Origin of the sequence: Luteimonas huabeiensis HB2 (genome assembly GCF_000559025.1) — a bacterium.
Taxonomy (GTDB): domain Bacteria; phylum Pseudomonadota; class Gammaproteobacteria; order Xanthomonadales; family Xanthomonadaceae; genus Luteimonas; species Luteimonas huabeiensis.
This window is the reverse complement of record NZ_JAAN01000035.1, coordinates 23,113-39,394: the sequence shown is the minus strand read 5'-3', so window position 1 is coordinate 39,394 and position 16,282 is coordinate 23,113. Positions and strand designations below refer to the sequence as shown.

The 16,282-nt window shown below is 71.7% G+C and carries 14 protein-coding genes; 7 read left to right on the top strand and 7 right to left on the bottom strand.

Going from position 1 to position 16,282, the window contains the following annotated elements; all coding sequences use genetic code 11:
- Positions 1-11 precede the first annotated feature (11 nt).
- On the bottom strand, positions 12-815 hold the full coding sequence (locus tag Z164_RS0114525; protein ID WP_024891410.1) for a murein L,D-transpeptidase catalytic domain family protein: 804 nt from the start codon (positions 813-815) through the stop codon (positions 12-14).
- A gap of 38 nt (positions 816-853) precedes the next feature.
- The gene (locus Z164_RS0114520; RefSeq protein WP_081770208.1) at positions 854-1,891 is read right to left on the bottom strand and encodes a L,D-transpeptidase; all 1,038 of its coding nucleotides are present in this window, start codon (positions 1,889-1,891) and stop codon (positions 854-856) included.
- Positions 1,892-1,954: 63 nt separating this feature from the next.
- Here Z164_RS0114520 and Z164_RS0114515 point away from each other — a divergent pair, with 63 nt between their 5' ends.
- The gene (locus tag Z164_RS0114515) at positions 1,955-4,180 is read left to right on the top strand and encodes a TonB-dependent receptor domain-containing protein (RefSeq protein WP_024891408.1); all 2,226 of its coding nucleotides are present in this window, start codon (positions 1,955-1,957) and stop codon (positions 4,178-4,180) included.
- A 202-nt stretch (positions 4,181-4,382) separates the two neighbouring features.
- Here Z164_RS0114515 and Z164_RS0114510 read toward each other — a convergent pair whose 3' ends face one another.
- Positions 4,383-6,413 carry a sodium-translocating pyrophosphatase gene (locus tag Z164_RS0114510; RefSeq protein ID WP_024891407.1) on the bottom strand — a complete coding sequence of 677 codons (2,031 nt, stop codon included), beginning with the start codon at positions 6,411-6,413 and terminating at the stop codon, positions 4,383-4,385.
- Between the two features lie 208 nt (positions 6,414-6,621).
- Between Z164_RS0114510 and Z164_RS0114505 the strand changes: the two genes are divergently transcribed.
- The 5 genes from Z164_RS0114505 to Z164_RS0114485 all read left to right on the top strand — a co-directional run bounded on the left by Z164_RS0114505 (position 6,622) and on the right by Z164_RS0114485 (position 11,106).
- The gene (locus Z164_RS0114505; RefSeq protein ID WP_043690291.1) at positions 6,622-7,143 is read left to right on the top strand and encodes a hypothetical protein; all 522 of its coding nucleotides are present in this window, start codon (positions 6,622-6,624) and stop codon (positions 7,141-7,143) included.
- A 146-nt stretch (positions 7,144-7,289) separates the two neighbouring features.
- Positions 7,290-8,228, top strand: coding sequence for a 30S ribosomal protein S6--L-glutamate ligase (gene rimK / locus Z164_RS0114500; protein ID WP_024891405.1), 939 nt, complete (start codon positions 7,290-7,292; stop codon positions 8,226-8,228).
- Positions 8,229-8,507: 279 nt separating this feature from the next.
- Positions 8,508-8,990 carry a hypothetical protein gene (locus tag Z164_RS20690; RefSeq protein ID WP_024891404.1) on the top strand — a complete coding sequence of 161 codons (483 nt, stop codon included), beginning with the start codon at positions 8,508-8,510 and terminating at the stop codon, positions 8,988-8,990.
- A gap of 90 nt (positions 8,991-9,080) precedes the next feature.
- Positions 9,081-9,764, top strand: coding sequence for a response regulator transcription factor (locus tag Z164_RS0114490; RefSeq protein ID WP_024891403.1), 684 nt, complete (start codon positions 9,081-9,083; stop codon positions 9,762-9,764).
- Positions 9,751-11,106 (top strand): sensor histidine kinase, encoded by a 1,356-nt coding sequence (locus Z164_RS0114485; RefSeq protein WP_024891402.1) that lies wholly within the window; start codon positions 9,751-9,753, stop codon positions 11,104-11,106. The genes Z164_RS0114490 and Z164_RS0114485 overlap by 14 nt, the downstream gene beginning before the upstream one ends.
- Before the next feature lie 55 nt (positions 11,107-11,161).
- Here the strand turns inward: Z164_RS0114485 and Z164_RS0114480 are convergent, their stop codons facing one another.
- The 4 genes from Z164_RS0114480 to Z164_RS0114465 all read right to left on the bottom strand — a co-directional run bounded on the left by Z164_RS0114480 (position 11,162) and on the right by Z164_RS0114465 (position 14,878).
- Positions 11,162-11,830, bottom strand: coding sequence for an ABC-type transport auxiliary lipoprotein family protein (locus Z164_RS0114480; protein ID WP_052338477.1), 669 nt, complete (start codon positions 11,828-11,830; stop codon positions 11,162-11,164).
- A gap of 164 nt (positions 11,831-11,994) precedes the next feature.
- A complete protein-coding gene (locus tag Z164_RS0114475) occupies positions 11,995-12,921 on the bottom strand; it encodes an MlaD family protein (protein WP_024891400.1) in 927 nt (308 codons plus the stop codon).
- Positions 12,922-12,923: 2 nt separating this feature from the next.
- Positions 12,924-13,712, bottom strand: a complete 789-nt coding sequence (locus tag Z164_RS0114470; protein WP_236621811.1) for an ABC transporter ATP-binding protein — start codon at positions 13,710-13,712, stop codon at positions 12,924-12,926.
- Positions 13,713-13,771: 59 nt separating this feature from the next.
- Positions 13,772-14,878 (bottom strand): ABC transporter permease, encoded by a 1,107-nt coding sequence (locus Z164_RS0114465; protein ID WP_024891398.1) that lies wholly within the window; start codon positions 14,876-14,878, stop codon positions 13,772-13,774.
- Positions 14,879-15,000: 122 nt separating this feature from the next.
- Here Z164_RS0114465 and Z164_RS0114460 point away from each other — a divergent pair, with 122 nt between their 5' ends.
- Entirely contained in the window at positions 15,001-16,251 is a 1,251-nt protein-coding gene (locus Z164_RS0114460) for a threonine/serine exporter family protein (RefSeq protein ID WP_024891397.1), read from the top strand.
- The last annotated feature ends 31 nt before the right edge of the window (positions 16,252-16,282 follow it).

The window sequence follows — 16,282 nt, the reverse complement described above, 5'->3', positions numbered from 1 at the left end:
TCCTGCCGGAGCTAGTGCGCGGCGACCGCGTCCGCCGTCGCGCCGTGGCTCGCGAGCCGGGCGCCGGCGCAGTCCTCGAGCAGCAGCTCCGAGGTCCGCAGCCATTCCGGGTCCGGGTAGTAGGCCACCAGCAGCGAACCGCCGCGGATGGTGTCGATCAGCTCGCGCGCGATCGCCGGCCGTACCGCGGGGCAGCCGAGGCTGCGGCCGAGACGGCCCTGGCCGGCGGCCGCCTGCGGGTTCACATAGGGCGCACCGTGGACGACGATCGCCCGTTCCCGCGCCAGGTCGTTGAAGCCGGGCTCCAGCCCGCGCAGGCGCAGCGAGTAACCGTTCCGGCCGACGTAGCTCTCCTCGGTGAGGAAGGCGCCGATGCTGGACTGGAAGCTGCCTTCGACGTTGGAGAAGCGGGTGGCGAGGTTCTCGCCGGTGTTGCGGCCGTGCGCCACCCATTCCTCGAACAGCAGCGCGCCGTCGCGGAGGTCGAACACCCACAGGCGGCGCTGGGTCGAGGGCAGCGAGTAGTCGATGACGCCCAGGGTCCGCGGCGCGGTCGCGCCCGGCTGGCGCATCGCGCAGCCGAGCGCGCGGGTGGCGATCCGCAATACGTCGCGATCCAGCGCCGGCGCGTTGCGGGCCAGGCGTTCCAGCAGCGGGTCCGGGGCGGGCACGGCCTTGGCCAGGCGCGCCGCGGCGTGCGGCGGGACCGGGTTCGCGGCAGGCGGCGCGTCGGGTGCGGAGGTTGCCGGCGCGGCGGAAGTGGCCATCGCCGGCAGCAGGGCGGCGAACAGGCAGGTCGGGAGCAGGCGGCGCATGGGCGCGAGGATAGCAGCGCGCGGCGCGCGCGGCCGGTTCAGCTGCCGTCGCCGGGGTCGGATTCCAGCACCGGCGCCCGCGGCTGCGCCGAGGGATCCGGCCGCACCGCGGGCAGGTCGGTGAGCAGCACGGTCGCGCCCGGGGCCAGTGCCGCATAGAGACGCTGCGCGAAGGCCGGATCCACCCGCAGCGGGCGCTGCTGCAGGCGCAACTGCAGCACCGCCAGCGATTCGGCATCCACGCCCAGCAGCGGATAGGCGGTCCAGCGGTGCCGCGGCCGGTCCGGATCGATCAGGCTCGGCACGGCTTCGGTCTCGCTGCCGACGACCATCAGCACCGAGCCGCCGACCTCGAAGCCCGGCTCCACCTCCAGCGCCGCCTCGCCGACCGGCACGCCGTCGCGCAGCGCGTACACGCGGCGCTGGGCCAGGCTGACCAGCACGCTCAGCGGCCCGTCGACATCGGCGTCGTCGTTCCACGCGGCCGCGGCGGCGGGCAGGGGCGCGAGCGGGCGGCCGGCGGCATCGACCGGCGCCAGCACCGCCGGATGCACCAGGCTCGCCGGCGCGGCCGGACCGCCGGCCACCACCACGGTGTCGCCGTTGCGGGTGACGGCGAACAGCTTTTCGGCGAAGGCTTGCGGCAGGCGCACGCAGCCGTGCGAAGCCGGATAGCCGGGCAGGGGGCCGCCGTGCAGGGCGATGCCGTCCCAGGTCAGCCGCTGCATGTAGGGCATCGGCGCATCGTTGTAGAGATTGGAGCGGTGGTCGCGGCGCTTCTGCAGGATGGTGAACACCCCGGTGGGCGTTTCCTTGCCTTCGCGGCCGGAGCTGATCGTCGATACCCCGATCGCGATGCCGTTGCGGTAGGCGTAGGCGCGCTGTTCGTCGAGACTCACGACCAGGACTACCGGCCCCTCGGGCGCGGCCTCGGGGTACCAGAGGTAGTCGCCGGGGCGCAGGGGGCGCAGGAACTTGTGCATGGGCGGGCCGGCCGGGGAACGGGCCCCGATGATCGCACGCGCCCGGCGCGGGGGCGACCGCGCGTTGCGGCGCAGCGATCCCCGGCGTACCATCCGCGCCGCCAGCGAGTGCGTGCACGCCAGCGACGTACCGTCACTCACTCCTGGGGATCGATCATGAAACACACCGCGCTTTCCGCGGCGCTCGCGCTGGCCGGCTGCCCGGCGCTCGCGTTTGCCGCCGGCGGCTGCGACGCCGCTCTCGCGTCCTCCCGCGCCTCGTGCGCCGCCCATGCCGAACCGGACGCCTGCGTCGCCGCCGCGCTGCCGCCTGCCTGCCGTGCGCACGCCGCGCCGTCCGACGCGCCGACGCAGGAGCTCGACCGCATCACCGTGGTCGGTACGCGCTTCGGCATCGACGTGCTGAAGTATCCGGGCTCGGCGTCGGTGCTGGTGCCGGAGGACCTCGACGACACGCCCGATCTGATCCAGTCGCTGAAGAAGATCCCGGGCGTGGACACCGGCAACGATGCCGGCCGCGCGATCGGCCAGCACTTCACCATCCGCGGCTTCGGCCACGGCTCGGAGAGCCGCGTGATCGTCATGCAGGACGGCGTGCGGCGTTCGGCCAACCTGTTCGCCAACCAGGTTTCGGGGTTCAGCATGGACAGCGATCTGCTCAAGCAGGTGGACGTGGTCCGAGGGTCGTCGGGCATCTCCTACGGCGGCGGCGCCATCGGCGGCGTGATCGGCGGCACCACCAAGGACGCCGCCGATTTCCTGCGCCCGGGCCGCGATGCCGGCGTGGCGGCGAGCTACCGGTTCGACTCCAACAACCAGGTCCAGGGCTATGGCGCGTTCGCGATCGCCCCGCAAGGCTCGCCGTTCGAGCTGCTGGCGTTCGTCAAGCGCGCCGAGCGCGGCGACATGGCCCAGGTCGGCCGGCTGCAGGACGACGAGGGCCGGACCCGCCGCAACGTCGCCGACAACGACGAGGAGATCGGCACTGCGTTCCTCAAGGCGGGCTGGACCTTCGCCGAGGGTCACCGGCTCACGCTGAGCCACTACGACCAGTCCATCGACGCCCGCACCGGCTGGAACAGCCTGTACCACGCCACCTTCAGTCCCGCCAACGGCGCGGTGATCGGCGAGCGCCGGCAGCGCGACAGCGTGCTCGGCTACGCGCTGAATCCGGCCGGCAACCCCTGGCTCGACCTGTCGCTGTCGGCCTACCGCACGCGCGCCCACTACGAGCGCGGCTACGAGCGCGGCGTGGACCTCTACTACCGCAACCAGGACGATCGCTGGGGCTTCAGCGCGCAGAACCTGATGCGGTTCGCCACCGGCGCGGTCGGCCACCGGCTGCTGCTCGGGCTGGATTACGAGCACCGCGAGGAGGACGGCCTGTACGTGCTCGACGGCGAGATCACCAGCTTCAACTCGATGCCCAACGAGTACCGCGACCTGGGCGTGTTCGTGCAGCACGAATCGCGCTGGCTGGACGATCGCCTCGCGCTGCAGCTGGGCGGGCGCTACGACCGCTTCGAGCGCGAGGTGCAGGGCGTCGCCGAGGACTACGACAACAGCCGCTTCTCGCCGCGCGTGGGCGTGAGCTACGCGCTGGCCGATGGCCTCCATCTGCTCGCCAACTACTCCGAGGCCTTCCGTGCGCCGACCCCGCACGAGACCTCGTCCTCGGGCCCGCTCAACATCCACTACTGGTACCAGCCCAACCCGGACCTGCGCGCGGAGACCTCGTCGGAGTACGAGGCGGGCTTCTCCTGGGCCAGGAGCGGCCTGTTCGCCGCCGACGACCGTTTCCGCGCCAAGGCGATGTACTTCAGGGGCCGCATCGATGACATGATCCGGCTGGTGGTCGACTATGGCTCGCAGTCGCCGGCCGACAGCGAGTACGTGCGCTACGAGAACGTCGACGGCGTGGATCGCGAGGGCCTGGAGATCGAGGCCGCCTACGACCGCGAGCGCTGGGGCCTGTTCGCGACCTTCGAGACGCTGGACATGCGCGACGTGGAGACCGGCCACAAGACGCCCTCGGCGTTCGCCGATCGCGCAAGGCTGGGCGTGCAGTGGCGGCCGTTCCGCGACGATTTCACCGTCTCGGCGGACTACACCCACTGGTTCGCGCCCGACCAGAATCCGGAGACGCTGCTCTCCGGCGGCAAGGTCTACCACTACGTGCGCGAGTCGTTCGGCCAGACCAACCTGCAGCTGCGCTGGCGGCCGATGGCCTCGTCGGTTGGCTTCCTCGACGGCAGCACGCAGTTCCTGTTCGGCATCAACAACGTCTTCAACGACCGCCGGCTGATCGCCTCGGGCGTGGAGACCAGCTCGCGCACCGGCCTGGCCCGCAACGTGTACCTGAGCGTCGGCAAGCAGTTCTGAGGCCGGAGGCCCCGACCCGGGGCCTGGTTCCGCCCCTCCCGCCGGCGGGAGGGGCGCGGCGGCCGCCCGGCGCTACAGCAGCGGCACCATCAACAATGCGACGATGTTGATGATCTTGATGGGCGCCGTCGGCGCGCCCCCATCCCATCCCTTCCCCCGCAAGCGGGGGAAGGGCGAAGGCGGGACGCGGGACCGCTTCGCGCTACAGCAGCGGCACCATCAACAATGCGACGATGTTGATGATCTTGATCAGGGGGTTGATCGCCGGGCCGGCGGTGTCCTTGTAGGGATCGCCCACGGTGTCGCCGGTGACCGCGGCCTTGTGCGCCTCCGAGCCCTTGCCGCCGAAGTGGCCGTCCTCGATGTACTTCTTGGCGTTGTCCCAGGCGCCGCCGCCGGTGGTCATCGAGATCGCCACGAACAGGCCGGTGACGATGGTGCCGATCAGCAGGCCGCCCAGCGCGCGCGGGCCCAGCAGCAGGCCGACTACGATCGGCACCGCCACCGGCAGCAGCGAGGGCAGGATCATCTCCTTGATCGCCGAGCGCGTCAGCATGTCCACCGCGCGGTCGTACTGCGGCTTGCCGGTGCCGTCCATGATCCCGGGGATCTCGCGGAACTGCCGCCGCACCTCCTCGACCACCGCGCCGGCGGCGCGGCCCACCGCCTCCATCGCCATCGCGCCGAACAGGTAGGGGATCAGGCCGCCGATCAGCAGGCCGATGATGACGTAGTGGTCGGACAGGTCGAAGGCGAAGGCGGTGCCCGGGTGCTTGGCCTGCAGGTTGTGGGTGTAGTCGGCGAACAGCACCAGCGCGGCGAGCGCGGCGGAGCCGATCGCGTAGCCCTTGGTCACCGCCTTGGTGGTGTTGCCCACCGCGTCCAGCGGGTCGGTGATCTCGCGCACCTCCGGCGGCAGCTCGGCCATCTCGGCGATGCCGCCGGCGTTGTCGGTGATCGGGCCGTAGGCGTCGAGCGCGACGATCATGCCTGCCATCGACAGCATCGAGGTCGCGGCGATGGCGATGCCGTACAGGCCGCCGAGCGCATGGCAGGCCCAGATCGCCGCGCACACCGCCACCACCGGCAGCGCGGTGGACTTCATCGACACGCCCAGTCCCGCGATGATGTTGGTGCCGTGGCCGGTGGTGGAGGCCTGCGCCACGTGCTGCACCGGCTTGTACTGGGTGCCGGTGTAGTACTCGGTGATCCAGACGATCGCGCCGGTCAGCACCAGGCCGATCAGCGCGCAGACGTAGAGGTTGGTCGCGCCGTGGCGGTTGTCGGCCATCAGCTCGGCGGTGATCGGGTAGTAGAGGATCGCGGCGATGACGCCGGAGACGATCACGCCGCGGTAGAGCGCGCCCATGATCGAGCCGCCAGGCTTCACCTTGACGAACAGCGCGCCCACGATCGAGGCCAGGATCGAGGCGCCGCCCAGCACCAGCGGGTACAGCGGCCCGTTGCTGCCGACCTCGAGTACCATCAGGTAGCCCAGCAGCATCGTCGCGATCACGGTGACCGCGTAGGTCTCGAACAGGTCGGCGGCCATGCCCGCGCAATCGCCGACGTTGTCGCCGACGTTGTCGGCGATCACCGCCGGGTTGCGCGGATCGTCCTCGGGGATGCCGGCCTCGACCTTGCCCACCAGATCGGCGCCGACGTCGGCGCCCTTGGTGAAGATGCCGCCGCCCAGGCGCGCGAAGATCGAGATCAGCGAGGAACCGAAGGCGAGCCCGACCAGCGCGTGCAGCGCCTGCTCGCCGGTCAGCCCGAGCACCTGGTTGAGCAGCACCCAGTAGCCGGCCACGCCCAGCAGGCCCAGGCCGACCACCAGCATCCCGGTGATCGCGCCGCCGCGGAAGGCGACGTCCATCGCCGGGCCCATGCCGCGGCGCGCGGCCTCGGCGGTGCGCACGTTGGCGCGCACCGAGACGTTCATGCCGATGTAGCCGGCCGCGCCCGACAGCACCGCGCCGATCAGGAAGCCGATCGCGGTCGCCCAGTCGAGCGCGAAGCCGATCGCGGCCAGCAGCACGACGCCGGCGATCGAGATCGTCAGGTATTGCCGGTTGAGGTAGGCGCGCGCGCCTTCCTGGATCGCGCCGGCGATCTGCTGCATGCGTTCGTTGCCGGCGGGCTGCCGGCCGATCCAGCGCGCGGAGACCACGCCGTACAGAATCGCGACGACGGCGCAGGCGAGCGCCATCCACAGACCGTGTTGCTCGAGCATACGACCCCTCCCGGAATGAGATGCCAGGGGGCGCCCGCCAAGACGAGGGCGACCCTCTCCTGCACAGCGGTGATGCCCGGCGACTATGGCACAGGGCCGCGAGGCCGCGCCAACCGCAGTGCGGCAAACGCGTGCCGGGGGCGCGTGGAAGCGGGATTCAGCGATGGCGTGACAGCCTGTGCGCCCCTTCCCGACCGGCGTCGCCGCCATGCCCTGGAACCGATGCGTCCCGCTCCTCGCCGCCGCGCTGCTTTCGGGCGCGGCCGTCTCCGCCCCGGCGCAGGAGCACCCGGAGGTCGCCCGCGAGCCGGCGCCCCCGCAGGCGGTCGGCGCGGCGCATACGCTGCGCCAGATCCCCGAGGCCTGCGCCCGCATCGAGGGCGTCTTCACCGGGCAGGCGGAGCCGCCGTACCGCTTCTCGGTCAAGGAGAGCTACCCCGGCTGCCAGCCGCGCGCGCGCCTGGTCAACGCCGACGAGGTACGTCCCGACCCTGCCCAGGGCTGGATCTACCACGACGAGATCCGCATCCCCAGCGCCGCCTGCCCGGGCCAGGCCGCGGTCGCCCGCATCTGGCGCAAGCCCGGCGCCGGCGGGCTTGCGCTCGACGCGCAGGGGCGCGCGCGCATCTATCTGGATCAGGCCAAGGCCGACGCGGATGCGGGCAAGCGGCCGGAGCCGGCGCTGTATGCCGCGCAATTGCGGGTGGAAGGCGAGAACTGCGGCGGCTGAAGCGCGGCCGGCGGGGGGCGCTCCCGGCCTCCACCCTCCGGTCCGGCGAGCGAGGCATCGATCCCGATGGAGGGGCCGGCGGCGAGATTGCCGCGGGCGTCGCTGCCGCTGCGGTATAACGTCGCGTCCCCTGCACCCGCTGCCCCATGAAGCTCGCCATCCTCTCGCGCAACACGCGCCTGTATTCCACCCGGCGGCTGGTCGAGGCGGCGCGCCGGCGCGGCCACACCGTGCGGGTGCTCGACCCGCTGCGGTGCTACCTGCGGATTGCGTCGGACGGGTTTTCCATGCACTACAAGGGCCGCCCGATCGCGGACTTCGACGCGGTGATTCCCCGTATCGGCGCCTCGGTGACGCGCTACGGCAACGCCGTGCTGCACCAGTTCGAGCTGATGGGCGTCTACACGCCCAATCCCTCGGCGGCCATCGCCCGCGCCCGCGACAAGCTGCGCAGCCACCAGATCCTCGCTGCGCAGGGGATCGGCCTGCCGGTGACGGTGTTCGGCGACAATCCGGACGACACCCAGGATCTGCTGTCGATGCTCGGGCCGCCGCCGCACATCATCAAGCTCAACGAGGGTGCGCAGGGCGCCGGGGTCATGCTCACCGAGAAGCCGTCGGCCTCGCGCAGCGTGATCGAAGCGTTGCGGGGCCTGTATGCGACCTTCCTGGTGCAGGAGTTCATCGGCGAGGCGGAAGGCTGCGACCTGCGCTGTTTCGTGGTGGGCGACCGGGTGGTCTGCGCGATGCGGCGCGAGGCCCCGGTCGGGGACTTCCGCTCCAACCTGCATCGCGGCGGTACCGGGTCGCCGGCCGAGGCCAGCACCGAGGAGCAGGCGGCCGCGGTGCGCGCCGCGCAGGCGCTGGGCCTGGGCGTGGCCGGGGTGGACCTGATCCGCTCGGCGCGCGGGCCGCTGGTGCTCGAGGTCAACGCCTCGCCCGGGCTGGAGGGCATCGAGGGCGCGACCGGCCTGGACGTGGCGGGCCTGATCGTGGAACACGTGGTCGCCGAGGCCGGGCGCGCGCCGCAGCGCCCCCGCCGGGTCCGCGGCCGCGCGCGTAACGCGCGGCTACCGCGCGTTTAACGCCTGCTTAATCGCCCGGCCGGTAGGGTGAGGCTCCGTGGTCCAAGGCCGGTTGCGCCGGCCCGGAAGACGGTCATCGGGGCGGTACCTTTTCTCACCCAGGCGGCGTGTCCGCCTGGGTTTTTTGTGGCCCCTGCGCGGCGACGCGGGGCCGGGCGCGCGCGTTTGTGCCAGAATCGGGGCGGGCGCGGACGAGGCTGGATCCCGCGGCCCGTTATGTCTAGGGATAAACGTCAGGTTCCGCTCCTCGAATCAGGAGCGTCCAAAGCGAGGGGGCAGATGAGAAAGATGAAGACGAGCCGTATCGCGGCGATGGCGATGGGGGTGGTTGCGATTCTGGCGTGCGGCGGCGCTTTCGCGCAGCCGGAGCGCTTCGATGCGCTCGGTGGCGGGTTCGACGAACAAGCGCAGCGGATCCGCAGCGAGTTGGCGACCGGCCAGCGCTATTCCGAGATTTCGCCCGAGCAGCGCAGCGAGGTGCTGGGGCTGCTCGATTCGATCGAGAGCCAACTCGGCAGTGTCGATACCGTCGACCGGCTGACGCCGCGGGCGAAGGCGGAGGTTTTCAGTCAACAGGAGCGGGTCCGGGCGCTGCTCGGACAGGCCGCCGCGGACAGCCGCCTGGTCTGCCAGCGCGAACGGCCTTCCGGGACGCGCCGTTCGATCACGGTGTGCAGAACGGTTGCCGAGTTGCGTGGCCAACGCAACGAGGCCGAGACCTGGATGCGGGGACTCCAGCGCAATCCTGAAGCTACGAAGTAACGCCGCCGGCGGAGTGCTTCCGCCGGTTTCACACTTCGGTACAGTGTGCGCAGACAGCATTCCCACCTTTGGCCATTGCAAGACACCCCGATGCGCATACTCGTGATTGAAGACAACCAGGACATCGCCGCCAATCTCGGCGATTACCTGGAAGACCGTGGCCACACCGTGGACTTCGCCGCCGACGGCGTCACCGGCCTGCACCTGGCGGTGGTGCACGACTTCGACGCCATCGTCCTCGACCTCAACCTGCCCGGCATGGACGGGCTCGAGGTCTGCCGCAAGCTGCGCAACGACGCGCGCAAGCAGACTCCGGTGCTGATGCTCACCGCCCGCGACTCGCTCGACAACAAGCTGGCCGGCTTCGACTCGGGCGCCGACGACTACCTGATCAAGCCCTTCGCGCTGCAGGAGGTGGAGGTGAGGCTCAACGCGCTGTCGCGGCGCGGGCGCGGGGTGCAGACGCGGGTGCTGGAGGTCGCCGATCTGGAGTACAACCTCGACACGCTCGAGGTGCGGCGCCAGGGCAAGCTGCTGCAGCTCAATCCCACCGCGCTGAAGGTCCTGCAGGCGCTGATGGAGGCGGCGCCGGCGGTCGTCACGCGGCAGGAGCTGGAGACCCGGGTCTGGGGCGAGGAGCTGCCGGATTCCGATTCCCTGCGCGTGCACATCCACGGCTTGCGCGCGGTCGTGGACAAGCCCTTCGAGGTTCCGCTGATCCAGACCCGTCACGGCATCGGCTACCGCATCGCGGCGCCCGATGGCGGCAGCTGACCGGCACGGTGCCCCGGCGCCGTTGCGCGGCGCGCGGCGCTACCGCCGCCGCCTGCGCAGCCGCATCATCCTCTCGTTCCTGCTGCTCGGCCTCGGCCTGACCCTGCTGTTCGCGTTCGCCACGCAGTACGCCCGCAACCGGGTGGAGAACGCGCTGGTCGAGGACGTGATGAACCGCAACATCGACGAGTACGCGCGGCTGTACTACAGCGATCCCACGCGCAGCCCGGACCTGCCGGTCCAGCAGATGCGCGCGTACGTGTTCACCCCGGACCGGATCGACCGATTGCGGCGCGACTTCCCGGAGTGGGTGGAGCTGGGCAACGGCAACCACAGCCTGACCGGGACCGACGAGGACGGCACCTTCTCCTATCGGCTGGCGGTGCGCAAGACCGACAGCGAGTGGTTCTTCCTGGCCTACGACATGACCGAGTCGATCCGCGGCGAGGCGCAGTTCCAGCGCGCGATCTACGGCTCGGTGGTGGTGTTCTCGCTGCTGTCGCTGCTGGTGGGGTGGTGGGCCGCCTCGCGGGTGATGAGCCCGGTGTCGGAGCTCGCCAACCGCCTGCGTCGCTCCGGCCCCGGCCAGCCCGAGCCGCTGGCCGCGCATTTCCCCGACGACGAGGTCGGCCAGCTGGCCAGCGCGCTGGACGACTACGCCGCGCGCCTGACCGAGGTGGTGCAGCGCGACCGCGAGTTCAATGCCGACGTCAGCCACGAGCTGCGCACGCCGCTGGCGGTGATCAAGGGCGCCGTGGAACTGCTGCTCGCGCGGCCGGACCTGGACGAGAAGATCCGCACCCGGCTGCTGCGCATCCAGCGCGCGGAGCAGCAGTGCACCGACCTGATCAGCGCGCTGCTGCTGCTTTCGCGCAACGAGCGCGGGCATGGCGCCACCGACGTCGTGCGCGTGGCCGAGCAGCTGCTGGACGCGCACCGCGCCCAGGTCGGCGTCAAGGCGCTGGAGCTGCGGCTCGAAAGCGGGCAGGGCAGCCTGGTGGTGGATGCGCCGGAGGCCGCGGTCGCGGTGGCGCTGGGCAACCTGATCGGCAACGCGGTGAAGTACACCCAGGCCGGCGAAGTGGTGGTGCGGGTGCTCGACCAGGCGGTGGAGGTCATCGACAGCGGCCCCGGCCTCAGCGCCGAGGACGCGGCACGGCTGTTCGAGCGCGGCTACCGCGGCTCGCACGCCGAGCATTCGCAGGGTGGCGGCATCGGGCTGTCGATCGTGCGCCGCCTGTGCGCGCTCTACGGCTGGAGCGTGCGCGTGGTGCCCGGCCCCGTCCGCGGCGTGATCGCGACCTTGTCGTTCCGGCCCGAGGCCGACGGCGCCGCCGCGTAGGATCGCGCTGGCACGCGAGCGGTCGCCCCGTCTTGGCGCGCGACCTGCAACCGCCTCAGCGCGCGGGCCCCGTGGGCTCGAAGCGGGGGCCGGCCGGCGCGGCCGGTCGCGGACGCTGCGCGTCGGCCTGGCCGCTGGCCAGCGTCCAGCCGACCACCTCGCCGCCGATGCGCGCCAGCGCCTGCTCGAAGGCGGCCACCACCGCCCCGACCTCGGTGCCGGCGGCCGGCACGGCCTGGAGGAAGGTCCGCGAGGCGACCACGCGCTGGTCGCGGTTGTACAGCAGCTTGGCGTTGAGCTCGATGGTGGCGCTGGGCGTCGCCTGGCCGGCGTAATCGGCCTCGAACCGGCGCAGGTCCAGTACCAGCCGGTAATCCGGGCGGAGCCCGGTGCCGGCGGACGCCACCGCGGCGATCCGCCCGGAGTCCTCGAAGGTGCGCAGGATCGCGCCTTCCACCATGTCCGTGGCCGGCTGCGCCCAGGTGGCGCCGGCGTAGACCTGCAGCTCGGCAGGCGTGGGCCGCACCGCGATCCGCGGGCTGTCCACCATCCGCGGCGCGGTGGTCCGGGCCAGCGCGAGCTGCCACTCGACCTGGGGCCACGCCGGGTCGGCGGGCACCCGCACCTGCGGCGAATAGATCGTCGCGCGCTCGTCGGAGCCGCCTCCGCCGAGCAGGCTGCCGCAGCCGGCGAGCACGGCTGCGAGGGTCAGGACGAGGGCGATGGAGAGGGCGCGGGGGCGGGGGGCGCCCTCACGGGGCGTGCCCTCGCCCCAACCCCTCTCCCGCGGGCGGGAGAGGGGCGATGGTGCCGGGCAGGCGTCACGATGCCGAGCGTCCGGGGCGCGTTCCGGAGCGCGCGGAACAGGTCGAGGATGGGTTGGGGGGCTCATTCGGGCTCGAACTCCTTGGGCGCGTCGCGGCCCAGCAGGTAACGGGCGGGGTTGCCTTCCAGGCGGTCGCTGATGCGGCGCAGGTCGCGCACCAGCGCGCGCAGCTCCGACAGCGTCGGACCGAGCTGGGACAGGCCGTCGTTGGCGAAGCTGCTGATCGCCGCGCGGTTCTCGTTGAGGATGGCGTCGGCGCCGTCCGCGGCGGAGTCGAACTTGGCCAGGGTGGAATCCAGCCGGGCGACCAGGCGCGGCAGCTCCTGCACCAGTTCGCGGTCGATGTTGGAGACGGTGCGCTGGGTGGTCTCCAGGGTCTGCTCCAGGCGCTGGCTGGCCGAGCGCGCCGAGGCCAGCAGGCCCTGGATGTCCTCGCGGCTGTCGGCCAGCGAACCGGTCGCGCGCTCGATGTTGGCCATCGTCTGCGAGATGCTGGCGACGTTCTCCTCGCTCAGCACGTCGTCCAGGCGTTCCACCAGCCGGTTGGCGGTATCGGCGATGTTCTGCAGCGCCGACGGCTCGGTGAGGATGATCGGCACCTCGCGGTCGGACACGTCCACCAGCCGCGGCAGATCGGGGCTGCCGCCGGTGAGCTGGATGATCGGCGAGCCGGTGAGGCTGGTCATGGACATGCGCGCGCGGGTGTCGGTGCGCACCGGCGCGCGCGCGTCCAGCCGCAGCTGCGCCACCACCTGGCGCGGGTCGTCGGGCGCCAGCTGCAGGCTCTGCACGGTGCCCACGGCGATGCCGTTGTACTGCACGCTGCTGCCCTCCGACAGGCCGGTCACCGGTTCGGTGAAGACCACCGCATAGTCCTGCCAGCTGCGGTCGGAGGCGTACTTGGCCGCCCACAGCGCGAACAGCAGGCCGAACACCGTCACCGCGATGGTGAAGGCGCCGATGAGGACGTAGTTGGCTTTGGTTTCCATGGTCAGGCTTCCAGCGCGCGTGCATCGTTGGAGGCGGCGCCGTCGCGCGCGGCGCGCGCGCGAGGGCCGTGGAAGTAGGACTGCACCCAGGGGTGATCCACGCGCTCGATCTCCGCCAGCGGGCCGACCGCGAGCACCCGCCGGTCGGCCAGCACCGCCACGCGGTCGCAGATGGCGTACAGCGTGTCGAGGTCGTGGGTGATCAGGAACACGGTCAGTCCCAGCGCCTCCTGCAGGGTCCGCACGAGTTCGTCGAACGCGGCGGCGCCGATCGGGTCGAGGCCGGCGGTGGGCTCGTCGAGGAACAGCAGCGGCGGATCGAGCGCGAGCGCGCGGGCGATGCCGGCGCGCTTGCGCATGCCGCCGGAAAGCTGCGCCGGCAGCTTGTCGATCGCGTCCGCCGGCAGGCCGGCCAGCTTCACCTTCAGCAGCGCCAGCTCGTAGCGCAGCTTGGCGTCGATGCCGGGGTAGTGTTCCTTCAGCGGCACCTCCACGTTCTCGCCCACGGTGAGCGACGAGAACAGGGCGCCGTCCTGGAACAGCACGCCGGTGTGGCGGTCGATGTAGGCGCGCTGCTCGTCGTCGGCGTCGGCGGTATCGATCCCGAACACCTCGATGCGGCCGGCGTCGGGGTGACGCAGGCCCAGCACGGAGCGCATCAGCACCGACTTGCCGGTGCCCGAACCGCCGACCACGCCCAGGATCTCGCCGCGACGCACGTCCAGGTCCAGGCCCTCGTGCACCACCTGACGGCCGAAACGGTTCTCCAGGCCGCGCACGCGCACCACGATGTCCTCGCCGCCGGCGTCGGCGCGGGCGGCGTCGTCGCGAGTCCCGGTGCCCGGCGCGCTCACCAGCCCATCTCCATGAACCAGATCGCGGCCAGGGCGTCGAGCACGATCACCAGCGAGATCGCCTGCACCACGCTCGAGGTGGTGCGCTCGCCGACCGACTGCGCGGTGCCTTCCACCTGCAGCCCTTCCAGGCAGCCGATCAGCGCGATCAGCAGCGCGAACACCGGCGCCTTGGCCAGGCCCACCAGCATGTGCCGCAGCTCGAAGGTGTCCTGGAACCGCGCCAGGTACGCCTGTGGCGGGATCTCCAGGCTGAAGGCGCCGACGGTCAGGCCGCCGGCCAGGCCGGCCATCATCGCCAGGAAGGTCAGCAGCGGCAGCATGATCATCAGCGCGATCACCCGCGGCAGCACCAGCAGGTCGATCGGATCCAGGCCCAGGGTGCGGATCGCGTCCACCTCCTCGCGGCTGACCATCGCGCCGATCTGCGCGGTGAACGCGCTGGCGGTGCGGCCGGCCAGGATGATCGCCGTCAGCAGCACGCCGAACTCGCGCAGGAAGGCGATGCTGACCAGCTCCACCACGAAGATCTGCGCGCCGAACTCGGCCAGGATCGTCGAGCCCAGGAAGGCGATCACCGCGCCGACCAGGAACGACAGCAGCACCACCAGCGGCACCGCGTCCAGGCCGACCTGCTCCATGTGGCTGACGGTGGGGGTCAGGCGGAAGCGCGAGGGTTCCCTGACCAGGCGCAGCAGCTTGGCCAGGTTCTCGCCCAGGAAGCTGATCAGCGTCATGATCTCGCGGCCGTTGTCGACCACGGCGTAGCCGAGCCGGCCCAGCGCAGCGGCGAAGCCGTATTCGCGCTTGCGCCCCGGGCGGTCGTCGTGCACGTCCTCGATCGCAGCCACCAGCGCGCGATGGTCCTCGCGGAAGCGGAAGCCGTCGAAGTCCAGCTCGCGCTTCTGCGCGAAGCGCAGCAGCTGCAGCACGCCGACCGAGTCCAGCCGCTCGACCCCGGTGGCGTCGACCTCGCGCGTGCCCTCGGGCGCTTCGCGCAGGCAGTCGCCGATCGCCCCGGCATGGCTGAGCGTCCAGCGGCCGCGCAGGCTGATCCGGCCGCTCTTCGGATCGGCGTCGAGACTGGGCGCGGAGGCGGGCATGCGGCGGGGCGGCTCCTGGGCGGATGCGATGGCGCATAGAGTACGCAATCCCGTGATCGGGCTGTGCATGCGCGCGCAGGGTGGCGGGTGCGGCGGTGGGGGCGGCGTGCGATCCTGTGCGGATGGACCGCCCGCTCCCGCGCACCTACGGCTATGCCGCCCGGATCGCCTTCGTGGTCGAACTGGCCGAGCACCTGCATGCCTACGGCACCACCGCCCAGCGCCTGGAGGCGGCGGTCATGGAGGTCTCCGAGCAGCTGGAGCTGGACTGCGAACCCTGGGTCAACCCGACCGGGATGATCCTGTCCTTCAGCGACCCGCACCGGCCGCCCGGCGAGAGCGACACCACCCGGGTGATCCGCATGGCGCCGGGCGATACCGACCTCTACAAATTGTGCGAGGCCGACCGCATCACCGAGGAAGTGGTGGCCGGCCGCATCGATCTGGCCGAAGGACACGCGGCGCTGCGCGCGCTGGACCGGGTCAAGCCGGACTGGCGCGCCAAGACCGTGCACGTGCTGGCCTACGGCATGGTGGCCGCCGGCGTGGCTGGGCTGTGGCGGTTGCCCTGGCTGGACATCGCCACCGCGGCCGCCATCGGCCTGCTGATCGGGCAGCTCGACCTCGCCACCCGCCGCAGCGCGCGCATGCGCGAATCCTCCGATGCGGTGGCCGGCATGATCGCCGGCCTGGTCGCCATCGGCGTGGCGGGCTACGTGGCGCCGCTCAATCTCAATACCGTCGTCATCGCCTCGCTGATCGTGATGCTGCCCGGCATGGCGCTCACCAACGCGGTCAACGAGCTGACCAGCCAGCACCTGGTCTCGGGCACGGCGCGGCTGGCGGGGGCGCTGACCACCGTCATGAAGCTCACGGTGGGCACCATCATCGCGCTCACCGTGGCCCGGCTGGCCGGCGTGGAGCCGCAGGTGCGCGCGCTGCGGCCGCAGCCGGACTGGGTGGAGTGGGGCGCGCTGCTGCTGACCGCGCTGTCGTTCGCGGTGCTGTTCCGCGCCGGTCGCCGCGACTACCCGCTGGTGATGCTGGCCGCGATCTCGGGCTATCTGGTCTCGCGCTACGTCGGGCTGGCGCTCGGCGCCTCGATCGGCCTGTTCGCCTCGGCGCTGCTGGTGACCGCGGCCGGCAACGGCTACGCGCGCTGGGCCAACCGCCCCGGGGCGATCATCCGCGTGCCCGGCATCATCATGCTGGTGCCCGGCAGCGCCAGCCTGCGCGGACTGATGACGCTGTTCCAGCAGCAGGACATCGCAGTCGGGCAGCAGGCGATGCTCGGCGTGCTCAACATCGTGCTGGCGCTGGTGGCCGGGCTGATGTTCGGCAGCCTGCTGCTGCCGGCGCGCAAGAGCCTCTGACCCGGCGCCGGCAACGAAAAACGCCGGCCCG